This is a genomic window from Bradyrhizobium sp. Mp27 (assembly GCF_029953005.1).
GTDB lineage: Bacteria > Pseudomonadota > Alphaproteobacteria > Rhizobiales > Xanthobacteraceae > Bradyrhizobium > Bradyrhizobium barranii.
In genome coordinates this window covers 1-12,496 of record NZ_JASAUS010000061.1, presented here as the reverse complement: position 1 = coordinate 12,496, position 12,496 = coordinate 1, and the positions used below count along the sequence as shown (strand labels likewise).

The 12,496-nt window shown below is 65.3% G+C and carries 14 protein-coding genes, 1 tRNA gene and 1 pseudogene; 8 read left to right on the top strand and 8 right to left on the bottom strand.

The window, feature by feature from the left end; genetic code table 11:
• Positions 1-31 precede the first annotated feature (31 nt).
• The 4 genes from QJT78_RS26990 (at position 32) to QJT78_RS26975 (ending at position 5,591) form a co-directional block, all read left to right on the top strand.
• Positions 32-985 (top strand): dihydrodipicolinate synthase family protein, encoded by a 954-nt coding sequence (locus QJT78_RS26990; RefSeq protein ID WP_014494558.1) that lies wholly within the window; start codon positions 32-34, stop codon positions 983-985.
• Positions 986-989: 4 nt separating this feature from the next.
• Positions 990-1,784 (top strand): NUDIX domain-containing protein, encoded by a 795-nt coding sequence (locus QJT78_RS26985; protein ID WP_028151153.1) that lies wholly within the window; start codon positions 990-992, stop codon positions 1,782-1,784.
• A gap of 80 nt (positions 1,785-1,864) precedes the next feature.
• Positions 1,865-2,779: an EamA family transporter gene (locus QJT78_RS26980; RefSeq protein ID WP_028151152.1), complete on the top strand. Its 915-nt coding sequence runs from the start codon at positions 1,865-1,867 to the stop codon at positions 2,777-2,779.
• A 124-nt stretch (positions 2,780-2,903) separates the two neighbouring features.
• The gene (locus tag QJT78_RS26975; protein WP_038943746.1) at positions 2,904-5,591 is read left to right on the top strand and encodes a PAS domain S-box protein; all 2,688 of its coding nucleotides are present in this window, start codon (positions 2,904-2,906) and stop codon (positions 5,589-5,591) included.
• A gap of 8 nt (positions 5,592-5,599) precedes the next feature.
• Here the strand turns inward: QJT78_RS26975 and QJT78_RS26970 are convergent, their stop codons facing one another.
• Complete coding sequence (locus tag QJT78_RS26970; RefSeq protein WP_028151150.1) at positions 5,600-5,953, bottom strand: GrlR family regulatory protein; 354 nt, start codon at positions 5,951-5,953, stop codon at positions 5,600-5,602.
• 260 nt (positions 5,954-6,213) lie between these two features.
• On the opposite strand from QJT78_RS26970, the gene QJT78_RS26965 reads away from it, so the two are divergent.
• Positions 6,214-6,708: a hypothetical protein gene (locus QJT78_RS26965; protein ID WP_038943745.1), complete on the top strand. Its 495-nt coding sequence runs from the start codon at positions 6,214-6,216 to the stop codon at positions 6,706-6,708.
• 50 nt (positions 6,709-6,758) lie between these two features.
• On the opposite strand, the gene QJT78_RS26960 is transcribed toward QJT78_RS26965, so the two are convergent.
• Entirely contained in the window at positions 6,759-7,145 is a 387-nt protein-coding gene (locus tag QJT78_RS26960) for a VOC family protein (protein ID WP_028151149.1), read from the bottom strand.
• 181 nt (positions 7,146-7,326) lie between these two features.
• Here QJT78_RS26960 and QJT78_RS26955 point away from each other — a divergent pair, with 181 nt between their 5' ends.
• From QJT78_RS26955 to QJT78_RS26945, 3 genes are all read left to right on the top strand, one after another.
• Positions 7,327-7,890: a hypothetical protein gene (locus tag QJT78_RS26955; protein WP_049807714.1), complete on the top strand. Its 564-nt coding sequence runs from the start codon at positions 7,327-7,329 to the stop codon at positions 7,888-7,890.
• A 162-nt stretch (positions 7,891-8,052) separates the two neighbouring features.
• On the top strand, positions 8,053-8,547 hold the full coding sequence (locus QJT78_RS26950; RefSeq protein ID WP_028151147.1) for a hypothetical protein: 495 nt from the start codon (positions 8,053-8,055) through the stop codon (positions 8,545-8,547).
• Positions 8,548-8,699: 152 nt separating this feature from the next.
• Positions 8,700-8,776 (top strand) — tRNA-Arg (locus QJT78_RS26945).
• 16 nt (positions 8,777-8,792) lie between these two features.
• On the opposite strand, the gene QJT78_RS26940 is transcribed toward QJT78_RS26945, so the two are convergent.
• From QJT78_RS26940 to QJT78_RS26915, 6 genes and pseudogenes are all read right to left on the bottom strand, one after another.
• Complete coding sequence (locus QJT78_RS26940; protein ID WP_212479136.1) at positions 8,793-9,542, bottom strand: hypothetical protein; 750 nt, start codon at positions 9,540-9,542, stop codon at positions 8,793-8,795.
• A 31-nt stretch (positions 9,543-9,573) separates the two neighbouring features.
• Positions 9,574-10,140 (bottom strand): hypothetical protein, encoded by a 567-nt coding sequence (locus tag QJT78_RS26935; protein WP_281460365.1) that lies wholly within the window; start codon positions 10,138-10,140, stop codon positions 9,574-9,576.
• Positions 10,137-10,325: a hypothetical protein gene (locus QJT78_RS26930; RefSeq protein ID WP_155257911.1), complete on the bottom strand. Its 189-nt coding sequence runs from the start codon at positions 10,323-10,325 to the stop codon at positions 10,137-10,139. The genes QJT78_RS26935 and QJT78_RS26930 overlap by 4 nt, the downstream gene beginning before the upstream one ends.
• Before the next feature lie 44 nt (positions 10,326-10,369).
• Entirely contained in the window at positions 10,370-11,011 is a 642-nt protein-coding gene (locus tag QJT78_RS26925) for a hypothetical protein (protein ID WP_038943742.1), read from the bottom strand.
• Between the two features lie 2 nt (positions 11,012-11,013).
• On the bottom strand, positions 11,014-11,361 hold the full coding sequence (locus QJT78_RS26920; RefSeq protein WP_028154069.1) for a hypothetical protein: 348 nt from the start codon (positions 11,359-11,361) through the stop codon (positions 11,014-11,016).
• A 12-nt stretch (positions 11,362-11,373) separates the two neighbouring features.
• Positions 11,374-12,496 (bottom strand): annotated as a pseudogene (locus QJT78_RS26915) (hypothetical protein); the annotation flags it as partial.

Sequence of the window (12,496 nt, the reverse complement as noted above, 5' to 3'; positions counted from 1 at the left end):
AATGACGAATAGAGAGAGACAAAGGAAGACAATGAAACTGACCGCCGACGCCAAGGGCACCTTCGCAATCGCGCCGACGCCGTTCCACGATGACGGCCGGATCGACGAGCGCTCGATCGACCGCCTGACCGATTTCTATGAGGAGGTCGGCTGCGACGGCGTCACGGTGCTGGGTATCCTCGGTGAGGCCCCCAAGCTCGACGCCGCCGAGGCCGAGCAGGTGGCGGTGCGCTACGTCAAGCGCGCCAAGAAGATGCAGGTGATCGTCGGCGTCTCCGCGCCGGGCTTTGCCACCATGCGTTCGCTGGCCAGGGCCTCGATGGACGCAGGCGCGGCCGGCGTCATGATCGCGCCGCCGCCCTCGCTCCGGACCGACGACCAGATCGTCGGCTATTTCAAGCAGGCGGCCGAGGCGATCGGGCCCGACGTGCCCTGGGTGCTCCAGGACTATCCGCTGACGCTCACGGTGGTGTTCACCCCCGCCGTGATCCGCAAGATCGTCATGGACAATCCGAATTGTGTGATGCTCAAGCACGAGGACTGGCCGGGCCTGGAGAAGATCTCCACTTTGCGCGGCTTCCAGAAGGACGGCTCGCTGCGTCCGCTCTCGATCCTCTGCGGCAATGGCGGCACGTTCCTCGATTTCGAGATGGAGCGCGGCGCCGACGGCGCCATGACCGGCTATGCTTTCCCGGAGCTTCTGATCGACGTCGTGAACCTCTCCAAGGCCGGCAAGCGTGATGCTGCGCATGATCTGTTCGACGCGCATCTTCCGCTGATCCGCTACGAGCAGCAGCCCGGCGTCGGCCTGACCGTGCGCAAATACGTGCTGCAGAAGCGCGGCATCATCGCTTCCAGCGCGCAGCGCAAGCCGGGCGCGACCATGACGGCGACGGCGAAGGCCGAGGTCGACTACCTGCTGTCGCGCGTTGCCCGTTTCGACAAGCGCGCCAATCTCGGCCCGCAATCCAGCGCCGCAGGTTAGTTGAATGCCAGAGACATCAGCATCACGCCCGGCTTCGACGATCCTCCTGCTCCGTGAAGGCGCAAAGGAGATTGAGGTCTTCATGATGGTTCGCCATCATCAGATCGAGTTCAACTCGGGCGCGCTGGTGTTTCCCGGCGGCAGCGTCGATGCCGGCGACAACGAGATCGTTGCCCGCGCTGACCTCTATTCGGGCGGCGAGGCCTTAAGTGAATCGGATCGCGGTTTTCGGATCGCCGCGATCCGCGAGACCTTTGAGGAAAGCGGCATCCTGCTGGCGCGGTCGAAGGACTTGGGCGCGCCGATCGATGCCAGGCGCGCCGGCGAGATCGCCGACAAGCATCGCGTCGCCCTCAACGAGCACAAGATCAGCTTCCTGAGTATCCTCGCCGACAACGGCCTCCAGCTCGCGCTCGATACGCTCGTGCCCTATGCGCACTGGATCACGCCGGAGGGCATGCCGAAGCGGTTCGACACCTGGTTCTTCCTCGCGGCCGCACCGCCCGATCAGCTCGGCGCCCATGACGGCCGGGAGTCCACCGACTCGATCTGGGTGTCGCCGCGCGAGGCGGTGGAGGGCGGCGAGAGCGGCCGTTTCAAGCTGCCGTTCCCGACCACGCGCAACCTGATCCGGCTCGCCAAGCAGGGCAGCGTGGGCGCCGCGCTGGAGCACGCCCGCGGGATGTCGGTCGTCACGGTGATGCCGATCATGACCAAGACCGAGACTGGCCGCCAGCTCCGCATTCCCCGCGAAGCCGGCTATGACGGCGAGGTGTTCGAGGTCGGGGCGGTCGGCTAAGATACTTCGATACCAAACGAAGTATTGGCGGCCACGGACGCGCTAGGTTCCGTCCATCGCGAATGGACGGGACGCGCAAAATGGATCAGGGACGGGACCCCAACATCGCCGTCGAGCTGGCGCTGCTGGTCGCGCTCGCAACGCTCTGGGGCGGCTCCTACACCTTCATCAAGCTCGGCGTCGCCACTATTCCGCCGATCACGCTGATCGCGGCGCGCACCGCGATCGCCGGTCTGCTGCTGCTCGTCGTCATGTGGGTACGCGGCATCAGGATGCCCACGGATGCCGCGACCTGGCAGCGCTTCGCCTTCCAGGCCGTGCTCAACCGCGTCATCCCCTGGACGCTGATCGCCTGGGGCGAGCGCCATGTCGATGCCGCGCTCGCCACCATCCTCAACTCGGCCGGACCGATCTTCACCTTCCTGCTCACGGCCGTCGTCACGCGCCACGAGGTGACGACGCCGCGAAAACTGTTCGGCGTGGTCGCCGGCATGGCGGGCATCCTGCTGATCGTCGGCGTCGACGCTTTCCACGACATCGGCAGTGGCCTCGTCGCGGAGGTCGCCATCGTCGCCGCCACCATCTGCTACGCCTGCGCCGCGATCTTCGGCCGCAGCTTTAAAGGTCTCGATCCGATGGCACCGGCCGCGGGCTCGCTGCTGACGGGCGCGGCGGCGCTGATCCCGGCCTCGTTGATCGTCGAACAGCCCTGGACGCTGTCGCCCTCGCTGAGTTCCGTGCTGGCGCTGCTCGCGCTGGCGACCTTCTCGACTGCGGCGGCGTTCGCGATCTACTTCCGCCTGATCCAGACGCTAGGCTCGGTCAGCACCACCGCGCAGGCCTATCTGCGCGTACCCATCGGGGTTGCCATCAGCGTCGCCTTCCTCGGCGAAACCCTGAGCCGGACCGCCTGGATCGGGCTTGCCTGCGTCGTCCTCGGCGTCGCCGCCATGACGATCCCGGCCCGGCGGCCGGCCAGCGTCAAAACGTCATAGTCGGGAGGGGAGACGGGCGGCGGGCTCGCGATATTAAGGATATTCGGCAGCTTGAGGCATGTTCCCCCGGGGCCGCAAACCATCGTATATTGGGCCTCCAATAGCCCGGTCCTCAAAAGCCCCAATGTCCGCCGAATTGACGCCGACCCCTGAGAAAAAGCGAACATTCTCGCTCTCCATCGGCCAGCTCACCTTCGGCAGCTTCCTCCTGGTGCTGGCGGTGATCATCGTCACCTCGACCGCGAGCGTGATCGCGATCCGGCACATCGATTCGACCTTCGCCGAGTTGCAGCGGCTCCAGAGCGTCGGCGACCTCGCCGAGGACATCGACCGCCGCATGAACGAGCTGCGGCTCGCCGCGCGCGATTTCGTCACCGATCCCGGCGCCGGCATCCAGTTCAAGCAGGTGGGCGAGGCGGCCACGACGCTCAGCGACATCCTGAAGAAGACCCGCATCGAGCTCGCTCCCGAGCAGCAGGACATGATCGACGGGGTCACCGAGCGCCTTGCGACCTATCGCAATGGCCTCGAGCGGATCTCGACCCTGATCGACCGCCGCGCCCAGCTGCTCGCCGGGCTGCCGCCGCTGCGCGACCGGTTCGACGTGGCCGTCGGAGCCGCGGCGGACCGCGAGCTCGCCTCCCGCCTGTCGGAGGCGCAGAGCCAGATCGCGCTCGGGCTGCTCGCGCGCAACCCGTCCGCCGCCGAGCAGGCCGCGCAGGGAATGCGGGCGATGGACATCGCGGACGCCAGGCTGAAGACGGCCGTGAACGACTATGCCGAGGCCATCATCGCGGTGGCGGTCCGGGAGCGGCAGATTGCCGATATCGACCGCGAGGTACTGGGCACCGAGGGCCGCCTGATCGGCCGCGTCACGGAACTCCTGCGCGAGGTCAGCGCCAGGCGCGGCCACGTGCTGTCGCGCGATTTCGCCCGCACGCTGACGGAGGCGCGGTGGCAGAGCATCGTGTTCGGCACCATCGGCGTCTTGATCGGCATTCTCGCGGCGGGCTTCGTGGTGCGGCGGACCGTCCGGCCGCTTGCGAAGATCGCGAGATCCATCCGCGCGCTCGCAGCGGGCGAGAAGGACACCTCGATCCCGTCGGCCGACCTCGACAACGAGATCGGCGACATCGCGCGCGCGGCCGAAGTGTTCCGCCGCGCGCTGGAGGAGGCCGACACGGCGCGCGAGGCGGCGGTGCGGGCGCTCACCGAGCAGCGCTTGGCCGAAGAGAGCTACCGCAAACTGTTCGAAGGCTCGGTCGACGGCATCTATGTCACGACGCCGGCCGGCGATCTCCTCAACGCCAATCCGGCGCTGGCGCGGATGATGGGCTATGACAGCCCGCAGCAGCTCATCGACAGCATCAACGACATCGCCCACACCATCTACGTCCACCCCGAGGCGCGTGCCGAATATCAGCGGCTGATGGCGCGCGACGGCATCGTGCGCGAGTTCGAGTACCAGGTACGCCAGCGCAGCGGCAACATCCTGTGGCTTTCCGACAGCGCCACGGGCGTGCGGGACGAGGCGGGCAACATCGTCCGCTACGAGGGCACGCTGCGCGACATCACCGACCAGAAGCGGGCGGAAGACGCCATCGCCGAAGGACGGCGCCTGCTCCAGCAGGTCATCGACACCGTGCCCGCGGTCATCAACGTCAAGGACCGCGAGCTGCGCTACGTGCTGATGAACCGCTACATGGCCGGCATCTTCGGCATCGAGCCCGGCGATGCGCTCGGCCGCACCACCGCGGATCTGATGTCGCGCTATGGCGCGGCCAAGTCCGACGAGAGCGACAAGAGGGTGCTCAAGCTTCGAAGAGGCCTCGGCTTCTACGAGGAGGAGTACAAGGATTCCTCCGGCAACATGCGGCAATGGCTGGTCAACAAGTTGCCGCTGCTCGATGCCGACGGCGAGATCGAGCGGATCGTCACCGTGGCGCTCGACATCGGCGAGCGCAAGCGCGGCGAGCAGGAGATGCGCAAAGCCAAGGAATCCGCCGAGACCGCGCTCCGGAATCTGCGCGAGACCCAGGCCTCGCTGATCGAGGCGGAGAAGCTCGCCGCGCTCGGACGGCTCGTCGCCGGCGTCGCCCACGAGGTCAACAATCCCGTCGGTATCAGCCTCACGGTCGCATCCGCGCTGGAGCGCAAGACCGCGATGTTCACCTCCGAAGTCGAGCGCGGCGAGCTCCGTCGCTCCACGCTGAACGAGTTCCTCAACACCAGCCGCGATGCGTCCTCGCAGCTCGTCTCCAATCTCAATCGTGCCGCCGAGCTGATCCAGTCGTTCAAGCAGGTCGCGGCCGACCGCAACTACTCCGACCAGCGCAGCTTCGATCTCGGCGACCTCACCGAGCAGGTGGTGATGAGCCTGCGGCCGGGTCTGCGCAAACACAATCTGACGCTCAACGTCGAGTGCCAGCCGAGCCTGACCATGAACAGCTATCCCGGTCCGTATGGCCAGGTGCTGACCAATCTGTTTCTCAATTCGGTGGCGCACGCCTTCCCGGACGGCCGGCCGGGGATTATCGACATCCAGGTGCGCGAGTCCGGCAAGGACAATGTCGAGATCATCTTCTCGGACAATGGCTGCGGCATGTCGCTCGACGTCCGCCGCCGCGCCTTCGATCCGTTCTTCACGACGCGGCGCGACCAGGGCGGCACCGGCCTCGGACTGCACATCGTCTACAGCATCGTCACCAATCGCCTCGGCGGGCGGCTCGATCTCGATTCCGAGCCGGGCGAGGGGACACGCATCCAGATCATCCTGCCGCGCACCGCGCCGCTCGAGCAGGCTGCGGAATAGTCCCGCGCCTAATCAGCTTCCGCGAGCTTGTGCAGCGTGGCGCCGAAAATCAGGCTGGCCTTGCCGACGAGCGCTGTGCCCGTCATCTCCGCGCGGGTGTCGGTGTAGGTCCCGCTGACGCCGATGCCGACCGGGGCAGGCCCGCCGAACAGCGGATTGTCGTCGCCCCGCGGCGAGGTGTGCCGTTGCACCAGCACCTCGCCTTTGAAGGTGTGGTCGTCCTTCACGACGTAGCTGCCGGTGTAATAGAGGTACGCATCGCCGCCAAGGATCCTGCCGTCGCGAAAAAGAATCACGCCGCTGCCCTTGCCGACTCGACCATCGAGCAGGTTCACGTGAATCGAGTAGAGGCCGTTCTTCATCACGTCCCACAGGCCGGCCGCCATCGCCCAACGGCGTAACCGGTAGAGCTTTTATGCCAAAGCGCGTTCCCGCGCGCAACGCGGCAGTTTGCCGGGCGGCGGTGCGATCTTGCCGCCGCCAGCCGTAGTTGTCCCGGCTTGTCTATGACACCACCATGACTGTCTGATCATGACGCGAGGCCAGTCGTTGCGAATCAAGTTGGCCCGCGAAATGCATAACCATTGTTGCACTGGCCGCGGGGTGCTGGAGCAAGACCAACGTGAGCAACTGGATCGATTCCGGCGGCGATGAGCCGCGTCTGTACAGTGTGCGTCCCACGATTTGCGAAACACAACGGCCGACTGGCGGCGCGCCACGCTGGCGAAGCATGGTGAGCCTCGCTTGCGCCTGGGCCCTGATCGCGCTCGCAGCCCCCTCGGGGCATGCGCGCGACCGCGGCCAGTTCGTCAACACCAATGCGGAATTGAAGGCGTGGTTCGACGGCCTGCGCAGCGGTAAGGGGCCTTGTTGTTCCGATGCCGACGGCTCGGCGCTCTCGGACACCGACTGGGAGAGCAAGGATGGACACTATCGTGTCCGCATCCCGCGCCTGGGCCACGTGCTCGACGGCCAGCAGCAGGAGTTCGTCTGGGTTGACGTGCCCGAGGAGGCCGTCATCTCGGAGCCGAACCGGGTCGGGCGCACCATGGTGTGGCCGATCTACGGCTACATGGGCGTCGCCATCCGCTGCTTTATGCCTGGCAGCATGAGTTAGCCGGGCGACAGCACGCCCGGCCTCTCGTCGACCTCAGATGCGGCGCCGCGTTAGGTGTATTTCTTGTCGCGCTCGAGCAGCTCGATGGAGATGCCTTCCGGGCCGCGGATGAAGCAGATGCGCACGCCGGGCCGGATCGTGGTCGGCTCGCGCGTGAAGGTGACGCCCTTGGCCTTGATCTCGGCCGCGACGGCGTCGATGTCCTTCACGGTGAGACCGAAATGGTCGAGGCCCTGATGCGGGTGCGGCGGCGGCGGGTTGACGGCGTTGTCGCCCTCGAGCGATGCGATGAAGATCTTTGCGCCGCCGAGATTCACGTCGATCCGTCCCGGTGCGCGCACGATCTCGCCGCCGAGGATGTCCCGCAGCCAGGCCGCTGTGGCCTCCGGATCGGGACTGCGCAGATGGACGTGATCCCAAGTGACGACGACTGGCATTTCATGTTCTCCCAACAGGGTCTTCGATGTTGCAACGCATGTTAACGGCCCCGGCTGGTGATCGCCACCGTCCTTGCCGACTCGGCCTGAGCGCGGGAACCTTAGTTCGTCTCCCGGATTAAGGTAAACAGTGGCCGAGTCCGTCGTCGAACGAACTCCGGTCGCGGTTGGTGATGCAGCCATGAACGCCAGGTTTGACCGGATCGGGTGGGGACGTTTCGCCGGGAGCGGCGAGCGCCTGGCGCGAGCCGTGACGATCGCGAGCGTCTCGTTCGGGCGAAGCGTGCTGTGGCTACTGGCGGCGATCATCGTCGGCTGCGGGGTGTGGATGCTGCTGCCGCTCTCCAAGGGCAACAGCGCCGAGCCGGTGAACTCTGACGTGGCAACGGTCGAACCGGCACCTCCGGTGGCGGCGGTCTCGCCGATTGTCGAAGCTCAGGCTCCAGCTGCGGCAGAACTCGATCGCCTCAAAATCTCATCGCAGACCTGGCGCCGTGGCGGGCTCGGCTCGAAGGCGCTGGTGACGTTCACGCTGCGAAACGACAATGACTATGCTGTTAAGGATCTGGAGATCGTCTGCGCGTTCACGCGACGCGATGGCAGTCATCTCACCGACCGCAGCCGCGTGCTTGCCGACACGGTAACGATGAAGAGCCGCAAGACCTTTGCGCGTATCCCTGTCGGCTTCATCAACGTTAACGCCGATCAGGCGAAGTGTTCGCTGGTCGCAGCACGGCGCGCGTAACGCCCGGCAGTTCCCGGTAGCGGAAAAGTTACTGTCCGCAGCCCTTGGCCGAAAAACTTGACGTCGCCATTTGAACCAAGGGCCGGGTGCAGGAACCAATTAGAGTATCGCCTGTTTAAGGCGAAGAGCCCACGCGGGGATGCGGGGGGCGGAGCGTGGCCGATGCCCATTTTCAGGTACTTCGTTTTCGTCGGTGGAGCCTTGCTCGCACTGTTGTTCGCGGCGGATTACGTTCTGCCATCACAACCGGTCGAACGGGCCATTGTCACCGCAAGCAACGATCAGCCCTTGATCCGGATCCGGTCGGATCGCCACTTGCCTGAGCGTGTCGTGCTCGACACCAGCCAGCCAACGATTGCCGCACCCGCAGTGAAGACCGCCGCGGTCGTCGCGCCTCAGCCGCCGGTGCAGGAGGCTGCTTCGCCGGAGCTGGCCGAGATGTCGGCCAAGGCGCGGGTGCGCGAGACCTTCGCCCAGTTTACGCCGGCCCCGAAGGATGCCACCAGGAAGGCCGACGCCAAGCCGCAAGCTCAGGCCCAGCCCCCGCAGGCTGCGGCTCAGCCCAAGCGCAAGGTCGCCAGGTCGCATCCGGCGCCGCAGCAGGGCCGGCCGATGATGATGGTGGCGCAGCGGCCGCAGTTCGGCTTCTTCTGGTAGGAACGCCTCTGACCCGTCTCGAAACGAGACGGGAAGGGCTTTTTATTGGTCAGTCTCTCTGCTAATTCGAACCCATCCGAACGCCGTCCGGTGCGCTGGCTTGCCAGCAGCGGTCAGGCGCTTCTCGGTTGCGGCCCAATACCCGGGCCGGGGCGCTCGTAGCTCAGCTGGATAGAGCATCGGATTTCGATTCCGAGGGTCGGGAGTTCGAATCTCTCCGAGCGCGCCACTTAAGCTCCTGATACTTAAGCAATTTTTGTTGCTCCCGTTTTCCCGTTCCGAACGCCTTCCGGTGCTCCATTCCGAACGTTTGTCGCCGCTTCGTTCTCCTGCTCCTTCGCGGCAGCCTCCGCCAGTACGTGCGCGTGGCGCTTTTTGGTCGCCGACAGCATGCGCGCCTGGGTGCGCTTGGCGTAGCCTTCATATGACCGCTGGGTGCTGTGGAGCGACAGGGCGCGACCTTGACCGTCGGTCAGTTCGGCCTCTTCCAGCTCGGTCATGCCACCATGCCGGCAGGCATCCAGGGTGAACCACGGCGGCACCCCCTCGATCTTCTTCCGGAGGCGGGCAACCGCATGCTCGATCGAGCTATAGACCCACGGGATCGCGATGGGTTCCTTGCCGCGCTCCTTCTTCGAGTTCTTGCCAACCTGACGAAGGATCATCTGCACGCCTACCCTCGGTAGGCGAGCCAGTACATCCTCGGCATCGGCGTAGAAGCGGACCACGCCTTGCTCGGTCTGCATTTCGAGGGGGTGGGGAGCGATCTTGTTCGTCTTGTGGTGCACAACGCGGATGGTCGCCGGCGCCGATGGCGCGCGATAATCGGACCACTTCATGTGGCCCATGACCACGTTTTCCGGCCGCTGGAGCCATTCGAAGCAGATGACGGCAGCCGCAGCGATCTCCGGATAGTCCTCGATGACCCCCCAGGCGAAGGTATAGACGTCCTCCCGTGTAACGGCCTTCTTCTCGGCCTTGGCGCGCACCTTCATCGTGACGCCGGTCCAAGGATTTGGAACTTCCTTATCGAATGGCAGGGAAATATCGGTGAACCACCTTCCAAGCCTTGCGGCATAGCCCGACCAGCTTCTCGGCCGTGCGCAGGCGCTCTTCGCCTTCCAGCTTCTTTTTGCCGGTGCCCGTCAGAAATTTCGCATAGAGCTTGTCGACGGTTCGGGGCGAGAGACGCTTGACCAGTTGATCCCCTGTGCGCTCGCCCTTCTTCGTGAGGGTGTCGCAGACTTGGTCCATCGCCCATTCGTAGTCGGGCCTGGAGCGGGGCGCCACCTTCCGAAGATAGGCGTCGCTGATCTTGTATTCGCGGAACAGCCAGTCAACCGTGCCGAACTTGGGCATGATCTTGCCCCCCGCGGCGGGCAGACCTTTGCGGGCGCGGTCCCATTCGTCGAACTGATCATTGAGCGTTTTGGCCCGCTCCAGCATCCTGGCGAAGTCGGTGCCCAGCGGCTCGTTCTCGACGGCGCAATCCATCTTCCGATACTTCGACGGCACGTCGTAGTAATAGGCGAGCTTGCCACTCGTCTTCAGCCGCTTCGGTCTGACGTGGCGGGGGAGGATATCCACGGTCAATACTCGTCGGCGAGGTCGGGCAGGTCGCTGCCCTCCGGGGCTATCGCCCTGTCCAGGTCGTCGATCAGCCATAAACGCCTCCGCCCTTCGTCAACGCGGGGCAGAGGATAGTCCTTCCCGACCCGCTGCAGGAAGGCCTCAACGGTCTTCTCCCCCACATAGCCGGCAGCCAGGTCCGCCTGCATGCGGCGGGGCCAGGACCCAGGGGGTATGGTGGCGGGACGGGTGGTCATGTCCTGACAGATACGCCTCGGTCGGGGGCGCCGGAATCGGCCCATCCGGCTTGGCCGCGGTCATCACCGGCTTTTTGGCCCAGCCAATCGAGATCGCGATCGATCCAGCGGATGAGTTCGACCTTGGCGTGGCCGACGATCCGGTCCTTGGGCGAGGGCTGATAGTCCGGGACGTAGTGCTGGATAAACTCCGGCCGCATGACAACGAACTGGACGGCGTAGCGGTTAACCTGCCGGATCATCAGCGAGCCGGCGGCGATGTCGCGCTTCAATGACGGGCAAAACCTGGTCGACTCGAGCGCGCATTCACGGTGGAGCAGCGGTTCGACCTGAAGGATTCCGGTGGTGCTGTTGCATGCGGCGTTCGAACGGACTCTGGCATGCGACAGCGACACCTTGGTCCGGTTCTTCAGCGGCTTGCCGCAGAGGTCACAGAGCCCGCGCGCGATCGCCTCGCGCTGCCGATCGTTGTGAGGCTTGCCGAACAGCGGCTTCCCAACGCCGGGGGCGTGGTTCATGCGCAGCGCCGGCGCCCGGGCATGGGGGCAGGGCCCGACGAACTGCCGCTCTTCGCCGGTCCAGGAGACGGTGTAGGGCACGGCTGTGTTGCCGAACCGCTTTATCGCCGACGCGCTCATGCTCAGTCCGGCTTCTTGCAGTTCGGATGGAATTCGCCGGAGCGCTTCGCCATCTCCATGACCTCGCGCCCGTATTCGACTTGGCCGTCGCGAACGGCATACGACGCATAGGTATGGAGCGCGCCGCCAGCATAGGTATCCTTCAACCGGATCAGAAAGAACTCGGTCTCGGTCGTGTCGCCCCAATCGATCACGCCGAACGATGCCAGCGTCTTCAGGGCCTCGCGCAATGCGAAGCCGGCAGTTCCGTCGGCGGTACCGTACTTCTCCTCGATTTCCTTGATCTTACGATTGAGGACCAAGCCGTACTTGCCGCGGCCGTCGGCGTTGAGATTGCGGTCGAGTTTCATTGCCATGCGTTCCTATGCTGCGAACAACCATTCCGCGGCGCGGACGTGGTCCTTCTCGGGATAGTCGATGAGATCCTTGGTGCGGAGCGCGCTGCGCGGGTTGGTGTAGCTGGTCGAGCTCGCTGAATACTGGGCGCCCTCGGCCGCGGTCGCGTTCGGCACCGCGCGCGGATAGTGCTGGGCGATCGAATACAGGATGCGCGCTTCCGGCCCGGGGAGGTTGCCAAGCACGAAGTCGAGCAGCGAACCGTTCAGCTTGATCTCCACCGCCTTCGCGACGCCGGCGGCGGTGAGGGCGAGATGATCGGCCATCGGATAGTCGATAAGTCCCCCGGTCTTCAATGCGCTGCGCGGGTTCGTGTAGGAGGTCGAGGACGGGCTGTAACCAGCCAGCCAGGCGATCTGGGCGTTCGAGGGCTTGACGTGGCCGAGCCGCCGCCACGTCGCCAGCGAGTTGAGAATGCGCTGTTGCGGGCCGGGAAGGGAGCCATCGCCGCTCGCCGCCGGCGCTGGGGCGCGGCCGGTGGGCGCGGCCGCGGGTCTCGGGGACGGAGATGCGCTTGGAGGCGCAACAGGCGAGCCCGATACCGGTGTCGGGCGATGATTGCGCAGTTCATGCGCGTATTCAGGGGCATGATCGGCGGCAGGCTGTTGAGCCGCGATGACTGTGTTGACCCGTAGCATGACCTCGCCGAGCGTATCCCGGAGTTCGGTCAATCCCTTGAAGGTCTGGAGGAACGGATAGAGGCCATCCCAAAGACCGCGGCGATAGGACTCGTCGAGGTCTTCCCGGCTAGCGCCGCCAGCGGGCTTTCGAGCGACTTCGCTGGTCAGCCGCGCGATCTCCGCGCGAAGGCGCGCCGGATCCTCGCTTTCGACCTGCTTGACAGCATCGCCGATGATGGCGCGGAGACGGTCGCGATCGACGGCCGCGGTCTTGACCTGCTGATCGGCCATGTCCCCGGTCGGAGTCGCCGAGTTGTCGTATGTCGAGATCTTCGGAAACTGCCGGAGCTCAGCGACCTGGGCCTCGCCGCTGCAGATCCAGCCCGACCCGGTCTTGAGCGAGGAGAGGGTCGTCGAGACGCTTTCGAAGGTCGTCTTGTCGCCGTTGGCCTTCAGCCATTTCTTGACC

Coding starts and splice junctions, on each gene's coding strand:
- QJT78_RS26970 (WP_028151150.1), bottom strand. CDS start 5,953: ATGAAGAACGGCCTCTACTCGATTCACGTGAACCTGCTCGATGGTCGA.
- QJT78_RS26955 (WP_049807714.1), top strand. CDS start 7,327: ATGAACGCCAGGTTTGACCGGATCGGGTGGGGACGTTTCGCCGGGAGC.
- QJT78_RS26960 (WP_028151149.1), bottom strand. CDS start 7,145: ATGCCAGTCGTCGTCACTTGGGATCACGTCCATCTGCGCAGTCCCGAT.
- QJT78_RS26925 (WP_038943742.1), bottom strand. CDS start 11,011: ATGAGCGCGTCGGCGATAAAGCGGTTCGGCAACACAGCCGTGCCCTAC.
- QJT78_RS26980 (WP_028151152.1), top strand. CDS start 1,865: ATGGATCAGGGACGGGACCCCAACATCGCCGTCGAGCTGGCGCTGCTG.
- QJT78_RS26975 (WP_038943746.1), top strand. CDS start 2,904: ATGTCCGCCGAATTGACGCCGACCCCTGAGAAAAAGCGAACATTCTCG.
- QJT78_RS26950 (WP_028151147.1), top strand. CDS start 8,053: ATGCCCATTTTCAGGTACTTCGTTTTCGTCGGTGGAGCCTTGCTCGCA.
- QJT78_RS26930 (WP_155257911.1), bottom strand. CDS start 10,325: ATGCAGGCGGACCTGGCTGCCGGCTATGTGGGGGAGAAGACCGTTGAG.
- QJT78_RS26920 (WP_028154069.1), bottom strand. CDS start 11,361: ATGAAACTCGACCGCAATCTCAACGCCGACGGCCGCGGCAAGTACGGC.
- QJT78_RS26985 (WP_028151153.1), top strand. CDS start 990: ATGCCAGAGACATCAGCATCACGCCCGGCTTCGACGATCCTCCTGCTC.
- QJT78_RS26940 (WP_212479136.1), bottom strand. CDS start 9,542: ATGAAGGTGCGCGCCAAGGCCGAGAAGAAGGCCGTTACACGGGAGGAC.
- QJT78_RS26990 (WP_014494558.1), top strand. CDS start 32: ATGAAACTGACCGCCGACGCCAAGGGCACCTTCGCAATCGCGCCGACG.